Raw genomic sequence first — 20,218 nt, 5'->3', positions numbered from 1 at the left:
GGATAATTATGTATAAAATTTATATGCTAAAAATAATAAGAATTAAACAGAAAAAGGTCTATTCTTATTATAAGATTAGACCTTTTTTTACAAGAAAAGTTTAAGTATTGTTAAAAAATTATAAATCTCTTTTTAAAAGTAGTTTATAGGATAGAAATATGAATAAAAACGTCCAAAAACAAACAATTAATATGTTTGATAAATCTACAGAATAGCTTTTACTAAACGTTTCTCCCATGGTATTTGCTGCTGATCTTACAGCACCTAATCTAGAAAAAGGTTCTTTGATAAGGTTTGCCATTGATTCTAGTGGTAAAAATTGCATAAATTGATCAACAGTTTTACTGGTGTGTTCATTTTCATTGAATTTCCAAAACAGAAAACCTCTTAACATATTTTCTAAAATAAGCCAAACAAACATTGCTCCAACTGCAAAAGCAGAACGTTTTACCAAGATACCTAAGAATAATCCAAAAGAGAAAAAACCAACTAGTTTTATAAAAAAAGCGAATAAATATTCTAAATCTGAGACAATAATTGCAAATTCATTATAATCAGAATAAAACAAGCCCAAAATCAACGAAACCACAAAAACAAAAAGTGTTGATATAGCAGCAAAAGCAATAACCGTGTAAAATTTAGATAGAATAAACTCTTTTTTACTTAAACCATCAATTAAATTTTGTTTTAAAGTTTTATAGCTATATTCATTAGACATCATAGATACGATTACTAACAATAAAAAGAACTTTAAAATAGCAGCAATATAGGTGTTAAAATGCCAGATGTATGGAAAATTAAAAATACCAGCATCTGCCAAATGCAATTTAAAGCTACCAAATTCAAATTTTATCGCTGCAATTAATGCAATGGATGTTAATAGCCCAAAGTATATGATAGATAATACTTTACTAGCACTGTTGTATTTTAATTTGTGGAATTCTATAGTAAGAAGTCTTAGCATGACCTTGTTTTTTGGTTAGTTGTTGTTTGTTAAATCTAAAAATTGCTGCTCTAAACTAGGTTTACGTTTTACTAAGTGACTTAACTCAAAACCGTTGTTAAAAAATTCTTTGTTTAAAGTGCTAGCAGATAAATTTTCTTGTAACGTAGCAATAATGGTATCGTGATCTTTACTAACTTTTAAAATGGCTTGATGATTTTTTAAAAATGCGATAAATTTTTCCTCATTTTCTTCAACTTTTAATTCTAATAAGCCATTAGATGCTGTCATTTCATCTACACTACCAGCGTATAATTTTATGCCTTTTCTTATGACAACTACATGACTACATACTTTTTCAACTTCATCTAATAAATGTGAGGCTAAAAGAATAGTAGTGCCAGTTGCAGCAATTTTTTTTATGATTTGACGAATTTCATGAATTCCTTGCGGATCTAAACCATTTGTAGGTTCGTCTAATATTAAAATTTCAGGATCGTTCAATAACGCAGATGCAATGGCTAAACGTTGTTTCATACCCAAAGAAAACGTACTAAATTTACTGTTTCTTCTTTCAAAAAGATTAACAGTGGTTAATTTTTCATCAATTTTTTCTGCGGATATCCCTTTTATTTTACAAATTAATGCTAAATTTTGAGTGGCAGTCATGTAAGGGTAAAAGTTAGGGCGTTCAATAATTGCGCCCACTTTTTTTAAGGCTTCGTGGGTAGATAACTTTCCATCAAACCAAGAAAACTCACCAGAAGTTCTGTTTACAACATTTAAAATAATTCCTAAAGTGGTAGATTTTCCACTTCCATTAGGCCCAAGAATACCATAAACATTCCCTTTTTGAATATCAAAAGAAAGATTATTTACAGCATGTACTGATCCGTATTTTTTGTCTAAATTTTTAAGCGATAAAATTGTTTTCAAAGAAATTGATTTAGTCAGTTATACAAGTATGACGACTAAAGTACAATTTTGTTACTTTAAAAATGTTGAATTGTTGAATTGTGTAAAAGGTTAAGTGTAAAAAATTACAATTCTTTTTTCATTTGATTTTTTCTTGTTTTCGTTTTCACTTTTTAGAAAAAACATTTTCCGAATTTTAGGAAATGTATATGCCATTAAGAAATAGAAATTCACAGGTCTTTTTTGTTGTGCTAAAAAAGTTTCAGTTTTAAAAGAATTAATTTAGTACACGTTAAACAATGCAACAAATAAATACATATTTAATACTCATTAAAATCGAAATCATCAAAAATATCAAATTCGTCCTCCTCCTCGTCCTCAATATTATCTGCAATAAATTCTTTTTCAGGAGCTTCATCAGGAATTTTACCTACTTCTAAAATGGTTTTCGGTAAGTCGTTTCTTGTTTCTGTTGAGATCTCTACAACATCAACGTAAAAAGTCCACATATTTAAAAAATCGTACACATAAATCAGTTTGTTATTAGGTTCAGGCAGGGTTTCTTGTAGGATACAAGTTTGCATTGAAATTTCTTCACCAGCTTCAGCCATATTAAATAGCGGAATTTCTTCACCTTGATTCCATTCATCATCTGTTCTGTAAAAAGATGCCATTTCTTGGCCTTCAAAACCAAATGCTTTAGCTATTGCATAATGCAAATTTTCTAAATTGATGCTATCATCAACTAAAATAGTTCTTATTACATCTTCTTTGGTATCTAAAATTACACGTATTTTGTACATAGATTTCTTAAAATATAGTAACACAAAAATACAATAAATTATGCGTATTTTTACATAGATAAATTTCTTATAAATGGATATTGATAAAACGCTTTTTGCTTTAAATAATCTTAATAAAAATACATTGATGGAAACTTTACAGATAGAGTTTGTGGATGTAGGTAAAGATTTTGTAACGGCTAAAATGCCAGTAAATTCTAGCGTTCATCAACCTTATGGACTTTTACATGGTGGTGCAACAGCCGCTTTAGCAGAAACTGTGGGCAGTTGTGCTTCTGCATTATTTGTAGATACCAAAATTAAAATAGTTAAAGGAATTGAGCTTAGCATTAACCATTTAAAAAGTAAGAAACAAGGCGCTGTTTACGCTACTGCAAAACCCATTCATAAAGGAAGAACTACCCATTTATGGGAAATAAAAGTTGTTGATGAAAATGACCAATTGATATCAATTTGTAAACTAACCAACATTGTTTTAGATAAAAAATAGTGAATGAATATTTTTGATAAAATTACTACTTCTTATAATTTAAAATTACCATTTGCAGTATATAGAAAACCAAAAGAAAATATTGTTTCTGGTTTTATTATGATGAATGATGATTTAGATTTTAGCACAAATTTTTCTGAGTCTGGATTTGTGTTTGCGCCTTTTGATGCTGATCAAAATGCCATTTTGTTTGCCTTAGAAAAATCTGAGTTTATTACTGAAAAGTTGGTTTTAGATAATTTAAAATTCGAAAATAATACCTTTAAAAATAATGACAATTCGAAACAGAGTCATATTGCAATTGTAGAAAAAGCAATACAGAAAATCAAAACGAGCAAATTGCAAAAAGTAGTGATTTCTAGAAAAGAAACTGTGGCGATTACTGATTTTGATTTGTTAGAAATCTATCAAAAGCTTTTAAAAAGTTATCAGAATGCATTTGTTTCTGTTTGGTTTCATCCAAAAGTAGGTTTGTGGTTAGGTGCTACTCCAGAAACCCTATTGCAAATGCAAAGTGCCAGTTTTAAAACCATGTCTTTAGCAGGAACACAAGTGTATCAGCCTAAAAAAGAAGTGGTTTGGAAAAGTAAAGAGTTAGAAGAGCAACAATTGGTAACAGATTTTATAGAAAATCAATTGGCAAATATTGCATCAAGTTTAAAAATTGATAAAACTGAAACCATTAAAGCTGGAAATTTATTGCATTTAAGAACAAAAGTAGAAGGTGTTTTAGATAAAAATGCGAATTTAAAAGCTATAATTAGAGCATTACACCCTACACCTGCTGTTTGTGGTTTACCAAGAAATAGTGCAAAAGAGTTTCTTTTAGCAAACGAAAATTATAATAGAAGTTTTTATACTGGTTTTTTAGGTGAGCTAAATATCAATCAAAAATCATCGCTTTTTGTGAATTTACGATGTATGGAAATACATAATAATATTGCCTCAATTTATATTGGTGGTGGTATTACAAAAGATAGTGATGCCGAAAAAGAGTGGGAGGAGACTGTTTCTAAAAGTATAACTATGAAAAAAGTTTTATAAAGCTTAGTTCGATTATTTGTGTATTGATCACCAAAAACGTACGTTTTTCTCCAAGGTTTTAGATATCTTTTAGGTGTTTTTTAACTAATTCATGAATAGCTATAAGGTAAAAAAAGACCTTGCAGCATTTTATAGTGTAATTTAACGTAAGTTCGATATAGTTTTAAGGTTGATGCAGGTTTATTTTTTAATCAAAATTGTAGGCTACAAAATAAAAACAGCAAACTCAAATGAGTTTGCTGTTTTAGTAAAGTGTAAAATAAATTTGAATTAAGTTTGTATTGTATTTTTAAATATTGCTATTTAAAAGGGAGAATACAAACAGCATTACACTGTTAAATATCGTCAAAAGAAACATCTGTAAAACTTTGTGCAGATTTTGTTTCTTCTTTAATTTCATCTCTTTTGTAATCTTTTTGATGACGTTCACTAATTACTTCATCACCTTTTTCAGCTACAATGTAATCTGTAGCTTTTTTTAGCATTTCATGAAAATCAGAAAAGTCTTCTTTATACAAGTAAATTTTATGTTTTTGATAATGAAAAGAACCATCATCATGGGTAAATTTCTTACTTTCTGTAACTGTTAAATAATAGTCGTTTGCTTTTGTTGCTCTAACATCAAAAAAATAGGTTCTTCTTCCAGCTCTTAATACTTGCGAAAAAATTTCTTCCTGTTCAACTCTCTCTGCCATAATCTTAATAATAGTAATTGTTGTTTGTTGCTTACAAATCTAACAAAATATTTTATGTAGCCACGTTAAACCTTAAATTTCTTTTTCTAAAAGTTGTTGTTCATATAAATCTTTATAATACCCTGCTTTATTTATAAGCTGATTGTGAGTTCCTTGTTGGGTAATTTTACCATTATCTAGTACAATAATTTTGTCTGCATTTTTTGCTGATGAAACTCTATGACTAATAATAAAGGTAGTTTTGTTTTTAGAAACTCGTTCTAAATTAGATAGTATTTTTTCTTCAGTTTCTGTATCTACTGCAGATAAGCAATCGTCAAAAATTAAAATTTTAGGATTTTTAATAATAGCTCTGGCAATTGAAACACGTTGTTTTTGGCCACCAGAAAGTGTTACACCACGTTCTCCTAAAATAGTGTCATATCCTTTAGCAAAATCAACAATATTATCATGTACAACTGCATTTTTTGCAGCTTCTATAATTTCCTTTTCTGTAGCATCTTCTTTTCCAAATTTAATGTTATTTCCAATTGTTTCAGAAAATAAAAACGGATCTTGAGGTACAAAACCAATTTGATTTCTTACATCATTTAAATTGGCTTCTTTTATAGGTAAATCATCTAGTAAAATTTCACCTTCTGTGGTGTCGTATAGTCTAGAGATTAATTCAATTACTGTAGATTTTCCAGAACCGGTTTTTCCTAAAATGGCTAAAGTTTCTCCAGGGTTTATTGTAAAATTTATGTTTTTAAGTGCAGTGATATTGGTGTCATCATACGTAAAAGTTACCTCTTTAAAAGTAACTTTTCCAAAAAGTTCTGTTGCGGTTTCGTTTTCGTTTTTAATTTCTGGCACCTGCTCTAAAAATTCATTTATTCTTGCTTGCGATGCTTCTGCTTGCTGTACCATAGAAGTTACCCAACCTACAACTGCCACTGGCCAAGTTAAAATATTTACATAAAGTATAAACTCAATAATAACACCCGATTTTATTTCTCCATTGATGTATAAATTTCCACCAACATAAATTACAATCAAATTGCTAATACCTATTAATAGCACCATTAAAGGAAAAAATAGTGCGTTTGCTTTATGTAAATTGATGTTTTTTTCTTTGCTTAGGTCAGAAATTTCATCAAAATCTTTAATAATAGAAGCTTCAATTCCGTAAGATTTTACCACATTTATTCCTGATAAGAATTCTTGATTAAAAGTGGTTAATTTTGATAAATATTGTTGTACAACAGTACTTCTTTTATGTATTACCTTACTTAAAATAAATATAGAAATAGATAAAAGAGGAAAAGGAATTAAGGTGTATAAGGTTAATTTTAAATCTACCTGAACCATTTGTGTAAAACCAACAGCAAACAGTACAAGCATATTCATAGTGTACATTACAGCAGGGCCAACGTACATACGCACTTTACCTACATCTTCACTTATTCTATTCATTAAATCACCAGTTCTATTTTGTTTGTAGAAGTTAAGTGATAATTTTTGATATTGTTGATAAATTTCATTTTTAAGATCAAACTCAATTAATCTAGAAGTTACAATAAGCGTTTGTCTCATTAAAAAAGTGAAGAACCCACTTAACAAAGCAACTCCTATTATTATAAGTACGTTAATTAATAATTCGTGTTTTACAAAATCGATATCTGTTATAGTGTCGTTTTTAAAATCTTCAACAACATTAAAAGATTGTTTTATAAGTTTAGGTACTTGTAATGCTAAGAGTTTAGATAATATGGTAATGATTAACCCTATTATAATACGCCATTTATATTTCGAAAAATATTTATTTAAATATTTAAGTGCTTTCAAAGAAAAAATTTAGTAAAAATAAAGTACGAAGATACAAGTTTAAAAAAGATAATTTTTCTTAAAAAAGAATTAAAAAAGTACTCTTAAGAAAATAAATTAATACTACTTTTGCAACGCAAAATAAAAGCTTTTTAAGTTCTTTACAATGATTAACAGAAGACATATTCGAGTTAAAGTAATGCAATCTGTATACGCAATGCAGCAGTCTCATAATAGTGATATTATAAGAGAAGAAAAATTTTTAAAACACAGTATTTTAAAAATGTTTGATTTGTATGTTTTAAACTTTCAATTAATAATTGAAGTGCAAAAACTAGCTGCAAAAAAAATGGCATTATCTAAAAAGAAAATTCTTGCAACTCAAGAAGATTTAAAGCCAAATACCAAGTTTATAGATAATAAAATTATTAACCTAATAGCAGAAAGTATTAGTGTTGAAAGTTATGTGGAATTAAATAGACTAGACCATTGGCAAGAAGATGATGAATATGTTAAAATTATTTTTGATGAATTGCAAAAAAGTGATTTGTATAAAAATTATTTAAATACAGTAGAAGATTCACCAAAAGTTGATAAAGCTTTTGTGATTGATTTTTTCAAAGAAATAATAGCACCAAATGAAAAATTGGCTGATTATTTTGAAGATAAAATGATTTCTTGGGTAGATGATATTCCGTTTGTAAATACTTGGGTAGTAAAAACATTAAGCAAATGCAAACCCAACAAAACCTTTAATTTAGGTAGTTTGTATAAAGATGAAGATGATGAAGCTTTTGTTTCAAATTTATTTAAAAAAACCATCTTAAAGCATAAAACTTATGAGGAAGATATTACTGCAAAAACACCCAATTGGGAAACTGATAGAATTGCAGATATAGATATGATTTTGATTAAAATGGCAATATCAGAATTTTTAAATTTTCCATCAATTCCTGTTAGGGTAACCATCAATGAATATATAGAAATTGCAAAAGATTATTCAACATCAAAAAGTAGTTATTTTATAAATGGTGTATTAGATAAAATTTCTAAAGAGTTTTTAAAAGATAAAAGAATTGTTAAAATAGGTAGAGGTTTATTGTAACATTATTTATACTAACAATTATTTATTATTTTTACACAAATAAATTTATTATTATGAGAAAACTAACTTATTTATTTGCTTTTTTACTAATTACAAGCGCAATAGTATCTTGTGCTAAAAGCAATGCAACAGCAAAAATTAATAAAGAAAACTTAGCAAGTGCTAAAGATAGAGACGTAGCTATTAAAAAAGGAGCTGCTTTTATATCTTTTGAAACCAAAGAATATGACTTCGGAACTGTAAATGAAGGTGATGTTGTAGAAACTACATTTAAGTTAACCAACTCTGGTAAAACTGATTTAGTAATTACAGATGCTAAAGTTACCTGTGGTTGTACAGTGCCTGTTTGGCCTAAAAAACCAATTAAACCAGGAAAAACCGAAGAAGTTAAAGTAAGATTTAACACAAGTGGAAAGAAAAACAGACAACAAAAAAATATTACACTAATTACCAATACCGAAACCGGAAGAGAAATTTTAACGCTTAAAGGTATGGTTACACCCAAAGAAAAATAATAAATTTAAATAATGGATTCAGGAACAATAGCTAGTTTTTTGCCTTTCGCTGCAATGATTTTAGTCTTATACTTTTTTATGATAAGACCACAAATGAGTAAACAAAAGAAAGAAAAAGCATTTTTAGCAGAAATTAAAAAAGGTACAAAAGTAGTAACCTCTAGTGGTATTCACGGAAAAATTTCAGAAATTAATGCTTCTGATAACACAGTTACTATAGAAACTGGAGCAGGAAAAATAAGATTTGAACGCTCTGCAATATCTTTAGAATTGAGTAAAAAATATATGGCTCCAGAAAAAAAATAATTGTGAGTTAAAAATTTAGTAAGTGAGCTTTTTCTATAACTAGATAAAGCTCATTTTTTGTTTACAAGCTTTTTTAAGTATTTTGCAATAAAATAAAACTCTTGGTGAAACCGATAAAAAAAATACCGAAAACATTTTTCACTTTTTTAGCAATATCTTCTTTAATATGGTTATTAATTACGTTTTCTAAAGAATATAAAACAGTAATTAGTTACCCAGTTAATTATACCAATATTGCACAAGATAAGTTACTGCAAGAAACACCTGTTAAAGAAATAGATGTGGCTATAAAAGCATCGGGTTTTAAAATTTTAAGAGCAAAATTTTCTAAAAAAGTTATTCAGCTTGATGCTTCAAAATTGAGTAGAAAAAATAAAACTAAATTCTTTTTTTTAGCAGATAATCAGCATGCAAAGGTTCAAAATCAGCTGCTTTCTGGTATAGAATTGCAAGAAATTATTCAAGATACTATTTATTTAAATTTAGGCATTTTAACCTCAAAAAAAATAGCATTAAAACCCAATTTAGAAATCGATTATCATATTGGGTATGATTTGCTAAAAGAAATTGCTATTACACCAGATTCCATAATTGTATCAGGTCCAGAAGCTCAAATAGTAAAAATAAATCATCTTAATTTACAAAAGCTAGCACTTACAGATGTAAAATCTAATTTTAAAGAGCAAGTTGGTATTCAAAAACCAGAACAAAGTAAAAATTTAAAATTTAATAGTACTAAAGTAACAATTTCTGGTAAAGTTGATAAGTTTACTGAAGGAAAACTACAAGTACCTTTTACAATTAAAAATTTACCTGCAAACACCAATTTAACGATACTAACTCAAAATATCGAAATTGGTTTTGTGGTGGCTTTATCTAATTTTGTAAAAGTATCAGAAGCATCTTTTAAAGTAGAATGCGATTATCGTTTTTCGGAAAAGAATAACTTAGACTACTTAATACCAAAAGTGGTTGCAAAGCCCGATTTTGTGAAGAGTTTTAAAATAAACCCTACTAAAATCGATTTTTTAATTCAAAAATAAATGAAAATAGTTGGCTTAACAGGTGGTATTGGTAGTGGTAAAACTACAGTTGCAAAAATGTTTGCAAGCCATAAAAATATAGCAATCTATATTGCTGATGTTGAAGCCAAAAAATTAATGAATTCTTCAAAAAAAATAAAAGACAAATTAATTGCTAATTTTGGCGAAGAAGCTTATGTTAACAATACATTAAACAGACCATTTATTGCTGATATTGTATTTAAAAATAAAGAAAAACTTACATTATTAAATAGTATTGTGCATCCAGAAGTGCGAATGCATTTTCAAAATTTTATCAAAATAAATGATAAAAAAAAGTATATTTTGTATGAGAATGCTATTTTATTTGAAAGTAATAGTTATCTTTTATGTGATATTATTATCACTGTTATTGCTAACTTAAATACTAGAATTAATAGAGTAATTTCTAGAGATAAAACTACCAAAAAAGAGGTGTTAGATAGGATGAAAAACCAGTGGCATGACCATAAAAAAATGCTACAATCTAACTATGTTATTGTAAATGAAAACCTCGATGAAACTCAATTTCAAGTGCAAAGAATCCATAATATTTTAACAGTTAACTCTTAAATCGTTTAAATATCTTCAGTGTTTTTGTTAAAACACTCTTAAATTTACTCTAAATTTGTTAATCAACGTTAAAAACGTGATTTACCATTTTATTAAAACTTAACTTTGATTTATGCGCAAAAAAATGTTTGTTCTTATTGTGGTTTTAATGAGCATTTCCTTGATAGGAATTATTGCTGTTCAACTGTATTGGATTAACAATGCATTAGAGAGTAAGAAGGCGCAGTTTAAGAACGATGTACAAAAATCTTTAGGTAGTGTAGCCGAAAGAATCAATGAAAAAGAAGAAGAGCAAATTCGGTTACAAGTACAAGATTTTATTAAAACCAAATCAATAGCAGATAATGCGCAAATAAAAAACTATCTTTTTCAGCAAATAGATACCACAAACAACAGAAAAATTACGTTTGGAACTACCATTTTAGAAGAAAATTTTGAAATTCCATTAGATTTTTTAGATGATGAAAAAATAATTTTTACTAGAGTTACTGGTAAAAAAGACTTTTCACAGACAAGGTTTATAAAATCTGCAGACGACATTTTAAATTCGGTAGATGAAAAACGATATTCGTTTACAGGTAGAATGAAAGTTCTTGAAGATGGTCAAATTTCTGAAATTTCAAAGAGTTACAAAAAACATAACCCAATAAACCAAAGAGTAAGCAATAGAGAGTTAAATGCTACAATAAAAGACGAACTTAGAAAAAGAGATATTAATTTAGATTTTAAATATGGAGTATATACTAGAGATGGTTTAGCAACTCCTTTAAAATCGGGTTATTATACCATTAAACCTAAAGGCAGTTATAAAAGAGAATTGTTTTCTGATTCAGAAGGAAACCCTGAGCACATCTTATATATCACTTTTCCAAAACAAGACAATCATATATTATCAGGAATATCAAGTATTTTATTACTTTCATTGTTTTTCATTTTTATCATAATTATTGCTTTTTCTAGTTCTTTGTATCAACTCATTAAGCAAAAGAAAATATCAGAAATAAAAACAGATTTTATCAATAATATGACGCATGAATTCAAAACGCCTATAGCCACCATTAATTTGGCAATAGATTCTATTAAGAATCCGAAAATTATAAGTGATAATGAAAAGGTTTTGCGTTATATTAATATGATTAAAGATGAGAATAAAAGAATGCATACTCAAGTAGAAAACGTATTACGCATCTCTAAATTAGAAAAAAATCAACTAGATATAAGTAAGGAAACTATAGACGTTCACGACATAATTGAAGATGCAATGAACCATGTTAGTTTATTGATGCAAGATAAAAACGGAGTTATAAAAACACATTTTGAAGCTATAACTACAGAAATATCTGGAAACGAGTTTCATTTAACCAATGTATTTGTTAATATTTTAGAAAACGGAATTAAATATACAGAGGGTGCACCTGTATTAGATGTTTATACAGAAAGTACCAACAAATTTTTTATTGTTAAGATAAAAGATGAAGGAATTGGCATGAGTAAAACGGTTCAGAAACATGTTTTTGATAAATTTTACCGAGAGCAAAAAGGCAACATTCATGATGTTAAAGGTCATGGTTTAGGTTTGGCTTATGTAAAAGAAATTGTAGAAAAACATTATGGAACAGTTTTTGTTGAAAGCGAAAAAGGAAAAGGAAGCATATTTACAGTAAAATTACCTTTAATTTAAAAGTATAGAAATGGGAAGTAAAAAGATTTTATTAGTGGAAGACGATCCAAATTTTGGAACCGTTTTAAAAGATTATCTAGCATTAAACGATTATAACGTTACACATGCAAAAGATGGTATTGAGGGGCTAATTATGTTTAAAAATAGCGATTATGATTTATGTATTTTAGATGTAATGATGCCTAGAAAAGATGGTTTCTCTTTAGCACAAGATATTAGGGTTACCAATAAAGAAGTGCCAATTATTTTTTTAACTGCAAAAACATTAAAAGAAGATGTTTTAAAAGGATATTCAGTGGGTGCAGATGATTATTTAAATAAACCTTTTGATTCTGAAGTTTTATTGCACAAAATTAAAGCAATTTTACAACGTAAAGAAACCGATAAAACTGCAGATTCAGAACAGTTTGAGTTTAAAATAGGCTCTTTTTTCTTTAACTCTAAACTACGCCATTTATCTATTGGTGAAGAAGGTGAACCATCAAAACTATCACCAAAAGAAAGTAAACTGCTACGCATGTTGGCCATTCATAAAAATGATTTAATGCCAAGAGAATTAGCATTAACCAAAATTTGGAGAGATGATAATTACTTTACTTCAAGAAGTATGGATGTTTACATTGCCAAGTTGCGTAAATATTTAAAAGAAGACGATAATGTTGAAATTTTAAATATTCATGGAGAAGGCTTTAGGCTGGTAGATAAATCATAAAAAGAATACTTCCTTATAAAATAACTCAACTTTGCTTAAAGTTGAGTTTTTTTCTAATTTTTGTAATATGGCAACGTTTATTAAAATTTATAATGAGAATCCTAATGCAAATCAGATTCAAAAAGTTGTAAAAACACTACAAAATGGTGGGTTAATTATTTATCCTACAGATACTGTGTATGGTTTAGGTTGCGATATTACAAATACAAAAGCATTAGAAAAAATAGCCAAACTTAAAGGTATCAAATTAGATAAAGCAAATTTTTCATTTGTTTGTAATGATTTAAGTAATTTGTCTGATTATGTAAAGCAGATAGATTCACCAACTTTTAAACTCTTAAAAAGAGCTTTGCCTGGGCCTTACACCTTTATTTTACCTGGCAGTAAAAACTTACCAAAACCATTTAAAAAAAGAAAAACGGTGGGTATTCGAATTCCAGACAATAATATTGCAAGAATACTTGTAGAAACGTTAGGAAACCCAATAGTTTCAACATCTATTCGAGATGATGATGATGTTTTAGAATACACCACAGATCCTGAATTGATTTTTGAAAAATGGAAAAATATCGTTGATATTGTTATTGATGGTGGTTATGGAGATAATTATGCCTCTACAATTATAGATCTTACCCATTCAGAACCAGAAGTTATTAGAGAGGGTAAAGGAAGTTTAGATATTTTATAAAACAACTACCTTACTTTAAATCTTTAAACTTTGTTCTACCCAAAACAAAATATTGCCAAACAATACTAGTGTGTAAATTATAATCTTGTTTTTTAATCAATATTTTGCGTTTCTTTAAAAATTTGTAAAAATTTTTGTAAAAACTTAAATGTGCTTTTAAAATAGACCAAGTATGGACTGGTCTTAGCTCAATAATGAATTTTAAACCTGCAATACCGTCTAAAATTAAACGTGAAAAAACCACAAATAAAAACCATTTTTTAGGTACGTTTTTCACCACATTTAACAAACTATTTCTAAAATTTAAATAAGTTTTATGAGGATTTGTTTCTTGTAAAGTTGCACCACCTACATGATAAACAGTAGAAGTGCCAACATATTTAACACTATACCCAATATTTTGTGTTCTCCAACACAAATCAATTTCTTCTTGATGCGCAAAATAATCTTCATCAAAGCCTTTTATTTTGTGATATATTGTAGACCGAATAAAAAGACACGCTCCAGAAGCCCAAAAAATTTCTGATATATCATCAAATTGTGAGGTGTCTTTTTCTAAATGATTAAAAACACGGCCTCTACAATAAGGGTAGCCATATAAATCTATAAAACCACCACCTGCACCTGCATATTCAAATTTGGTTTTATCTTTATAATCTAAAATTTTAGGCTGAATAATTGCTGTATTCTCATCGTTTTTAAAAACATTTAAAATAGGCGATAGCCAATTTTCGGTAACTTCTACATCAGAATTAATCAAACAATATACATCTGCATTTACAGCCTGTAAAGCATCATTATACCCTTTTGCATAACCGCCATTTGTGGCATTTTCTATAATTTTTACCGAAGGAAAATCTTTCTGAATATAAGCAATAGAATTGTCTGTTGAAGCATTATCAGCTACATAAATATCAGCTTGCTGTAAACTAAAATTTACGATTGACGGTAAAAACTGCTCAAGTAGTTGTTTACCATTCCAATTTAATATGACAATTGCAGTTTTCAAGGGTGCGAATTTACATTTTAAAAATCAGTTAAGTTCTAATTTTATCTTAATTATAATCAGGAATATCAGGTAAGAATATATACGTTTCTTTTGTAAAATCCATTTTACAATAAAAATGCGCTAAACCGTTGGTTACTATTAAGTAATTGGCTTTTAGTTTTAAGTTATAGCGTGCAATTTGATCAAAAGTATCTTGAGTTATTTTTACATGTGGTGCTTTACATTCTACAATAATATTGTGTGCTCCATTTTTATCAAAAATTAGAACATCTGTTCTTTTTTTTCGGTTGTTGATGGTCAACTGTTTTTCTAAAGCAATTAAAGAGGCTGGATATTTTTTTACATCAATTAAATAAGATACAAAATTTTGCCTCACCCATTCTTCAGGAGTTAAAACCATATATTTTTTTCGAAGATTATCAAAAATAAGCGTCTTATTTTCGCTATTTTTGAATTTGAAATTATAATCTGGTAAATTCAGTTTTATCATTAATCAAATGTAATAAAACATCTTGTTTTAATTTCAAATAACAAACTGATATCAACAATATAATTGAATTCTTTTTCTTTTACAAAACGCTAGAGTACCTTAATGAACGAAATAAGAACCATAGTTTCAGATATAAAAAAAGGAAATATAAAACCCATTTATTTTTTAATGGGTGAAGAGCCATATTATATTGATAAAATTTCGGAATATATAGAAAGTACAGTTTTAGATGAGGCAGAAAAGGGCTTTAATCAGCAAGTTTTGTATGGTAGAGATGCAAGTGTAGAAGATATTGTTGCTGCTGCTAAGCGCTATCCAATGATGGCAGAAAGACAAGTTATTATTGTTAAAGAAGCACAAGATTTAAGCAGAAGTATAGAAAAATTGGTTTCTTATGCATTACACCCACAGCCAACAACAGTATTGGTTTTAAATTACAAATATAAAAAGTTAGATAAACGTAAAAAACTGCATAAAGCAATTGTAAAATCGGGATTGATTTATGAAAGTAAAAAGCTATATGAAAATCAAGTTTCAGATTGGATTCGTAAAGTTTTAAGCGGAAAAAAATATCAAATTGAGCCAAAAGCAGCACAAATGTTGGTTGAGTTTTTAGGTACAGATTTAAGTAAAATTGCCAATGAATTAGATAAGTTGATGTTGATTTTACCTAAAGAAACTATCATTAACGATCAACATATTGAAGAGAATATAGGAATCTCTAAAGACTTTAATAATTTTGAGTTGCAAAAGGCAATTGGTGCTAAAAACGTTTTAAAGGCAAACAGAATTATTAATTATTTTGTAGAAAATCCTAAAAACAACCCTACAGTAATGACGATTTCTTTGCTAAACAACTTTTTTACAAAACTGCTGTTATTTCATGGGTTACAAGATAAATCTAAAAGTGCTGTGTCTAAAGCTTTAGGGGTTAGTTTTTATTTTATTGATGATTATTTTGCTGCATCAAGAAATTATCCGATGCGAAAAGTAGCGCAAGTAATTGCTTTTTTAAGAGATGCAGATGTTAAAAGTAAAGGTGTTGGCGCAAGCCAAACTCAAGCAGATATATTAAAAGAACTAGTATTTAAAATTTTACATTAAGATGAAAAACATATTCACAAATGAGGTTACCGAAGAAATTACCAGTAGAATAGAGTATTTAACTTCTGAAAGTCAACCAATTTGGGGTACAATGTCTGTAGCACAAATGTTAGCACATTGTTGTGTTACTTATGAAATGGTGTATACAAATAAGCATCCAAAACCCAATGCATTTACAAAGTTTATAATGAAGTTATTTATAAAAAAAATCATAGTTTCAGAGAAACCATATGCTAAAAATGGTAGAACTGCACCTCAGTTTTTAATTGTTGATGAAAAAGAATTTGAAACCGAAAAGAAACGTTTAATCGATTTTATCAACAAAACACAAAAACTTGGCGAAAAAGAGTTTGAAGGTAAAGCATCTCCTTCTTTTGGCAATTTAACAGCTAAAGAATGGAATAATTTATTTTATAAACATTTAGATCATCATTTACGACAGTTTGGAGTTTAAGAAATTAAATATAATTTATAAAACCAACTCCATACTATGAAATTAATATCAGGATTAAGAGCTTTTTTGTTGAAGTTACGATTACTGTTTTTTAAACCAAAACAACAATTAATTATTGTTACTGGTTCAGATAGTTCACATTTTAAAAGTTTACAACAACTTTTGTATAGCTTAACAGTTTACGAGAAAAACACAAAAGTTTTAATTTATGATTTAGGTCTTTTACAATCAGAAGTAAAAGTTTAGAAAACGAATATCCTTATTTCGAATTAAGGAAATTTGAATATTCTAACTACCCTTCATACTTTAATATTAAGATAAATGCTGGTGAGTATGCTTGGAAGCCAGTTATCATAAATGAGGTTTTAAATGAGTTTAAGTCCTCTGTTTGTTGGTTGGATAGTGGTAATAAGCTAACAAAACCTTTAAATTTTATTAGAAAAATATTAGAATTATATGGTTTTTATTCACCATTTTCTAGAGGAAAAGTTGTACAATGGACTCATCCAAAGACATTAGATTGTTTAAATGTTCGAGAAAATAAATTTATTTTGAATCAACAAAATTTAAATGGAGCTTGTGTTTCAGCTAATTATAATAATATTAAAGTAAGAAACTTAATAAGAGATTGGAGTAACTGTGCTAAACTTAAAAAATGTATTGCTCCTAAAGGAAGTAATAGAGGTAATCATAGACAAGATCAGGCAGTTCTTTCTGTTTTAGTTTATCGAGATATTCCAAAAATTGGAAAAAGAATGTTTTATGATAAGTTTGGGTTTAAAACTCATCAAGATATTGATTGACGTTTGAATTAGTTTTGTTATTTGTTTTATTTTCTATTTAAAAAATCTTCATAAGATTCTTGAGTAATTGCTTTTCCTAAAGAATCTAAATCGTTTGTAATTCCTGTATTTATTATTGGTTTTTTACTGGTATAATCGTAAACATAAAAACCATTTTCACTTAAGGTTCCATAACCTTTATTAAAAATATAATGCGCGTATTGCTTTTTATTATCGTTAAAAATATTTTTACCAAAAACAAAATCAGAATTATCACCACTTAATAAATCTAACAACGTGTAAGAAAAATCTACTTGGCTAGAAAAAGTGGCAATTTCTTTAATAGTAGTGTTTACAGCACCACCTAACCACAACATTGGAATTTGAAACTTTTTTGGCGAAAAATATGGGCCTTCGTGTTTTGGAGAGCTATGCCCATGATCTGCCATAATTACTATCAAGGTGTTTTTATACCACTCTTGTTTTTTTGCATTTTCAATAAAATTACCAATTACATCATCTGTATAATGATGTGCGCTTCTAAACATATTGTCATGTGTATCATCACCAAAAACATATTCACCTTTTATTTCATAAGGTTCATGGCTTGTTAAGGTTAATGCAATTTTAAAAAAAGGTTCTTTTTTGTTTGCATTTAAATCTTTAGATAAACGTTTCATAAAAACATCATCATAAGCACCCCATTTAGAGTTCCAATCTTTTTTATCAAAATTACTACCATCTACAAAATTTTTTATTCCTGCATTTCGTAAATAAGTATTCATATTCCCAAAGTTTAAATCTCCACCATAATAAAACCAAGTTTCATAACCTAAATCTTCCATTTTTTTTGGCAACATTGGCAAACTTCTAGTTTTATTGGGCATGCGCATAATTCTTTTTATAGGTTGTGGATAATAACCACTTAATATGGCTGGAATACCTTTGTCTGTTCTATCTCCATTGGCATAAAAATTAGTAAATAAAATGCCTTCTTTCGATAACCTATTTAAATTTGGTGTAACATCTGGTTCACCACCCAAAGAACCTACAATTTTGGCTGGTAAGCTTTCCCATAAAATTAATAGAATGTTTGGTTTTTTTACTGTTAAAACAGAATCAATATCAGGAGTTAAAAGTTTGTTTCTAGTTTTATTGATGATATCTGAAGCGGTTTTATCATCAAAATAAACATAAGGATTTTTACCATCTGTTTTGTGAGTTAGGGTATTAAAAAAATTCCAAACAAAATTTATTGCTGCATGATTAGCAAACATTTTATTAGAAAAATACACATTACTTTGATTTACAGGTATGGTTTGAAAACCACCTCTAATAGGAATAATTAAAGCAGCTGTAAGTAGCAAAAAAAACGGGACTTCTAACCAAGAGCTCGATTTAATTTTTTTTAAATTTTTGAGAAAAAATTTGTTGAATATTCTTATAAATATTAAAGAGATAACCAACCAACCTACTAAGCCAGAAATTAATTGAAAAGTAGAGGCAGAGGCAATCATTAATTCAGGGGTATTTAAATAGGGTAAAAGAGACGTATCTAAACGAACTCCCCAAGCTTGGTAAAGACCAGCATCTATCAATAATAATAAGGTGATAAAAATAATAACACCAATACTATACCATTTTATTATTGCAGCTATAATTGTATTGCGAACAAAAGTGGAAAATATAATTAACAGAAACGGAATTACAGCTAAATACCCTGCAAATGCGGCATCTAAACGCAAACCGTATAAAAATGCTTTTAAGGTAGTAGTAAAACCAAGTGCTTGTGTTTGATTAAAATAATACAACATAAAAAATAAGCGCGCAAACACAAAGTAGATAATCCAAAATAGAAAATATTGGAAGTTAAAGAATAATTTGTTTTTAAAACTTTTCAATGGAATAAAAATTAATTTTAATCGTAATTATAAGATATTACTCAACAACTTTTAAGCGAGCTTTCGCAGTTACAGAAACATCAGCATAGGTTTTGTTTAAATATTTTAAATATCCTGTTATGGCAATCATTGCAGCATTGTCTGTAGTATATTCAAATTTGGGTATATATGTTGCCCAGCCAAAATGTTTTTCGGCCAATTGTAAACGTTCTCTAATAGATGAATTTGCAGAAACACCACCAGCAATGGCAATGTGTTTAATTCCTGTTTCTTTTACCGCATTTTTTAGCTTATCCATTAAAATTTCTACAATGGTATATTGAATTGATGCACAAATATCATTCAGGTTTTCATCAATGAAATTTGGATTAATTCGCTGTTGCTTTTGAATAAAATAAAGGATTCCTGTTTTTAAACCACTAAAACTAAAATCTAAATTGCCTACTTTAGGTTTGGTAAATGCAAAGGCTTTTGGGTTGCCTAATTGTGCGTGCTTATCAATTAAAGGACCTCCAGGATATGGCAGTCCTAAAATCTTGGCAGATTTATCAAAAGCTTCACCTACAGCATCATCAATTGTTTCGCCTAAAACCTCCATTTTAAAGTAATCAGTAACTTTTACAATTTGTGTATGACCCCCACTTATGGTTAAACAAATAAAAGGAAAAGGAGGTTGCTTATTATTTGCATCTTCTATAAAATGTGCTAAAATATGCGCCTGCATGTGGTTGACATCAATTAATGGTATTTCTAAGCCAAATGCCAAAGATTTAGCAAAAGAAGTACCCACTAAAAGCGAGCCCATTAAACCAGGACCACGTGTAAATGCAATGGCAGACAATTGCGTTTTGTTAACGTTTGCTTGGGCTAAAGCCTGCTGTACTACTGGTACAATATTTTGTTGGTGTGCTCTTGATGCCAATTCAGGTACAACACCACCATATTTAGAGTGTACCTCTTGATTTGCAACAACATTGCTTAACACCTTGCCGTTTAAAATTACAGAAGCACTAGTATCATCGCAAGAAGATTCTATACCTAAAATGTAAATTGATTTACCCATTATAAAAGTTAAAGAATAGCAAAATTAAGTATAAATTTATCGTTGATTCTATTTTTTAAGAATAGATATTTAATAGTT

23 protein-coding genes are annotated in these 20,218 nt (G+C 28.3%); 14 read left to right on the top strand and 9 right to left on the bottom strand.

Going from position 1 to position 20,218, the window contains the following annotated elements:
* Nucleotides 1-118: 118 nt before the first annotated feature.
* From SJY27_RS05075 to SJY27_RS05065, 3 genes are all read right to left on the bottom strand, one after another.
* Nucleotides 119-964 carry an ABC transporter permease gene (locus SJY27_RS05075; protein WP_397447177.1) on the bottom strand — a complete coding sequence of 282 codons (846 nt, stop codon included), beginning with the start codon at nt 962-964 and terminating at the stop codon, nt 119-121.
* 15 nt (nt 965-979) lie between these two features.
* Nucleotides 980-1,879, bottom strand: coding sequence for an ABC transporter ATP-binding protein (locus SJY27_RS05070; RefSeq protein ID WP_397447176.1), 900 nt, complete (start codon nt 1,877-1,879; stop codon nt 980-982).
* Nucleotides 1,880-2,178: 299 nt separating this feature from the next.
* Nucleotides 2,179-2,661 (bottom strand): hypothetical protein, encoded by a 483-nt coding sequence (locus SJY27_RS05065; RefSeq protein WP_397447175.1) that lies wholly within the window; start codon nt 2,659-2,661, stop codon nt 2,179-2,181.
* Nucleotides 2,662-2,734: 73 nt separating this feature from the next.
* On the opposite strand from SJY27_RS05065, the gene SJY27_RS05060 reads away from it, so the two are divergent.
* Complete coding sequence (locus tag SJY27_RS05060; RefSeq protein WP_397447174.1) at nt 2,735-3,151, top strand: PaaI family thioesterase; 417 nt, start codon at nt 2,735-2,737, stop codon at nt 3,149-3,151.
* Nucleotides 3,152-3,154: 3 nt separating this feature from the next.
* A complete protein-coding gene (locus SJY27_RS05055) occupies nt 3,155-4,195 on the top strand; it encodes a chorismate-binding protein (protein ID WP_397447173.1) in 1,041 nt (346 codons plus the stop codon).
* Nucleotides 4,196-4,530: 335 nt separating this feature from the next.
* Here SJY27_RS05055 and SJY27_RS05050 read toward each other — a convergent pair whose 3' ends face one another.
* Both SJY27_RS05050 and SJY27_RS05045 read right to left on the bottom strand, forming a co-directional pair.
* Nucleotides 4,531-4,890, bottom strand: coding sequence for a PUR family DNA/RNA-binding protein (locus SJY27_RS05050; protein WP_397447172.1), 360 nt, complete (start codon nt 4,888-4,890; stop codon nt 4,531-4,533).
* A 72-nt stretch (nt 4,891-4,962) separates the two neighbouring features.
* On the bottom strand, nt 4,963-6,717 hold the full coding sequence (locus SJY27_RS05045; protein ID WP_397447171.1) for an ABC transporter ATP-binding protein: 1,755 nt from the start codon (nt 6,715-6,717) through the stop codon (nt 4,963-4,965).
* Between the two features lie 145 nt (nt 6,718-6,862).
* Between SJY27_RS05045 and nusB the strand changes: the two genes are divergently transcribed.
* The 8 genes from nusB to SJY27_RS05005 all read left to right on the top strand — a co-directional run bounded on the left by nusB (nt 6,863) and on the right by SJY27_RS05005 (nt 13,337).
* On the top strand, nt 6,863-7,801 hold the full coding sequence (gene nusB / locus SJY27_RS05040) for a transcription antitermination factor NusB (protein ID WP_397447170.1): 939 nt from the start codon (nt 6,863-6,865) through the stop codon (nt 7,799-7,801).
* Between the two features lie 53 nt (nt 7,802-7,854).
* The gene (locus tag SJY27_RS05035; protein WP_397447169.1) at nt 7,855-8,316 is read left to right on the top strand and encodes a DUF1573 domain-containing protein; all 462 of its coding nucleotides are present in this window, start codon (nt 7,855-7,857) and stop codon (nt 8,314-8,316) included.
* A 12-nt stretch (nt 8,317-8,328) separates the two neighbouring features.
* Nucleotides 8,329-8,622, top strand: coding sequence for a preprotein translocase subunit YajC (yajC, locus tag SJY27_RS05030; RefSeq protein ID WP_397447168.1), 294 nt, complete (start codon nt 8,329-8,331; stop codon nt 8,620-8,622).
* Nucleotides 8,623-8,726: 104 nt separating this feature from the next.
* The gene (locus tag SJY27_RS05025) at nt 8,727-9,665 is read left to right on the top strand and encodes a hypothetical protein (protein WP_397447167.1); all 939 of its coding nucleotides are present in this window, start codon (nt 8,727-8,729) and stop codon (nt 9,663-9,665) included.
* Nucleotides 9,666-10,256: a dephospho-CoA kinase gene (gene coaE / locus SJY27_RS05020; RefSeq protein WP_397447166.1), complete on the top strand. Its 591-nt coding sequence runs from the start codon at nt 9,666-9,668 to the stop codon at nt 10,254-10,256. It abuts the gene before it with no gap.
* Nucleotides 10,257-10,380: 124 nt separating this feature from the next.
* Nucleotides 10,381-11,937, top strand: a complete 1,557-nt coding sequence (locus SJY27_RS05015; RefSeq protein WP_397447165.1) for a sensor histidine kinase — start codon at nt 10,381-10,383, stop codon at nt 11,935-11,937.
* Between the two features lie 10 nt (nt 11,938-11,947).
* Nucleotides 11,948-12,649: a response regulator transcription factor gene (locus tag SJY27_RS05010; protein ID WP_397447164.1), complete on the top strand. Its 702-nt coding sequence runs from the start codon at nt 11,948-11,950 to the stop codon at nt 12,647-12,649.
* 67 nt (nt 12,650-12,716) lie between these two features.
* Nucleotides 12,717-13,337 (top strand): L-threonylcarbamoyladenylate synthase, encoded by a 621-nt coding sequence (locus tag SJY27_RS05005; RefSeq protein WP_397447163.1) that lies wholly within the window; start codon nt 12,717-12,719, stop codon nt 13,335-13,337.
* A 10-nt stretch (nt 13,338-13,347) separates the two neighbouring features.
* Here SJY27_RS05005 and SJY27_RS05000 read toward each other — a convergent pair whose 3' ends face one another.
* Together SJY27_RS05000 and SJY27_RS04995 are read right to left on the bottom strand one after the other, a co-directional pair.
* Nucleotides 13,348-14,346, bottom strand: coding sequence for a glycosyltransferase family 2 protein (locus SJY27_RS05000; protein ID WP_397447162.1), 999 nt, complete (start codon nt 14,344-14,346; stop codon nt 13,348-13,350).
* Between the two features lie 46 nt (nt 14,347-14,392).
* Nucleotides 14,393-14,836 (bottom strand): type I restriction enzyme HsdR N-terminal domain-containing protein, encoded by a 444-nt coding sequence (locus SJY27_RS04995; protein ID WP_397447161.1) that lies wholly within the window; start codon nt 14,834-14,836, stop codon nt 14,393-14,395.
* Between the two features lie 102 nt (nt 14,837-14,938).
* On the opposite strand from SJY27_RS04995, the gene holA reads away from it, so the two are divergent.
* The 4 genes from holA (at nt 14,939) to SJY27_RS04975 (ending at nt 17,197) form a co-directional block, all read left to right on the top strand.
* Nucleotides 14,939-15,940: a DNA polymerase III subunit delta gene (gene holA / locus SJY27_RS04990; RefSeq protein ID WP_397447160.1), complete on the top strand. Its 1,002-nt coding sequence runs from the start codon at nt 14,939-14,941 to the stop codon at nt 15,938-15,940.
* 1 nt (nt 15,941) lies between these two features.
* Complete coding sequence (locus SJY27_RS04985; RefSeq protein ID WP_397447159.1) at nt 15,942-16,394, top strand: DUF1569 domain-containing protein; 453 nt, start codon at nt 15,942-15,944, stop codon at nt 16,392-16,394.
* Nucleotides 16,395-16,430: 36 nt separating this feature from the next.
* Entirely contained in the window at nt 16,431-16,640 is a 210-nt protein-coding gene (locus SJY27_RS04980; protein ID WP_397447158.1) for a hypothetical protein, read from the top strand.
* A gap of 149 nt (nt 16,641-16,789) precedes the next feature.
* On the top strand, nt 16,790-17,197 hold the full coding sequence (locus tag SJY27_RS04975) for a hypothetical protein (RefSeq protein WP_397447157.1): 408 nt from the start codon (nt 16,790-16,792) through the stop codon (nt 17,195-17,197).
* Between the two features lie 26 nt (nt 17,198-17,223).
* Here the strand turns inward: SJY27_RS04975 and SJY27_RS04970 are convergent, their stop codons facing one another.
* Nucleotides 17,224-18,990, bottom strand: a complete 1,767-nt coding sequence (locus SJY27_RS04970) for an LTA synthase family protein (protein ID WP_397447156.1) — start codon at nt 18,988-18,990, stop codon at nt 17,224-17,226.
* Between the two features lie 124 nt (nt 18,991-19,114).
* The gene (tsaD, locus tag SJY27_RS04965; RefSeq protein ID WP_397447155.1) at nt 19,115-20,140 is read right to left on the bottom strand and encodes a tRNA (adenosine(37)-N6)-threonylcarbamoyltransferase complex transferase subunit TsaD; all 1,026 of its coding nucleotides are present in this window, start codon (nt 20,138-20,140) and stop codon (nt 19,115-19,117) included.
* Between the last annotated feature and the right edge of the window lie 78 nt (nt 20,141-20,218).

Origin of the sequence: Polaribacter sp. R77954 (assembly GCF_044595335.1) — a bacterium.
In the GTDB taxonomy this organism is placed as follows: domain Bacteria; phylum Bacteroidota; class Bacteroidia; order Flavobacteriales; family Flavobacteriaceae; genus Polaribacter.
Note: the sequence above shows the minus strand (reverse complement) of the source record. Positions and strands in the feature narration are given on the sequence as shown.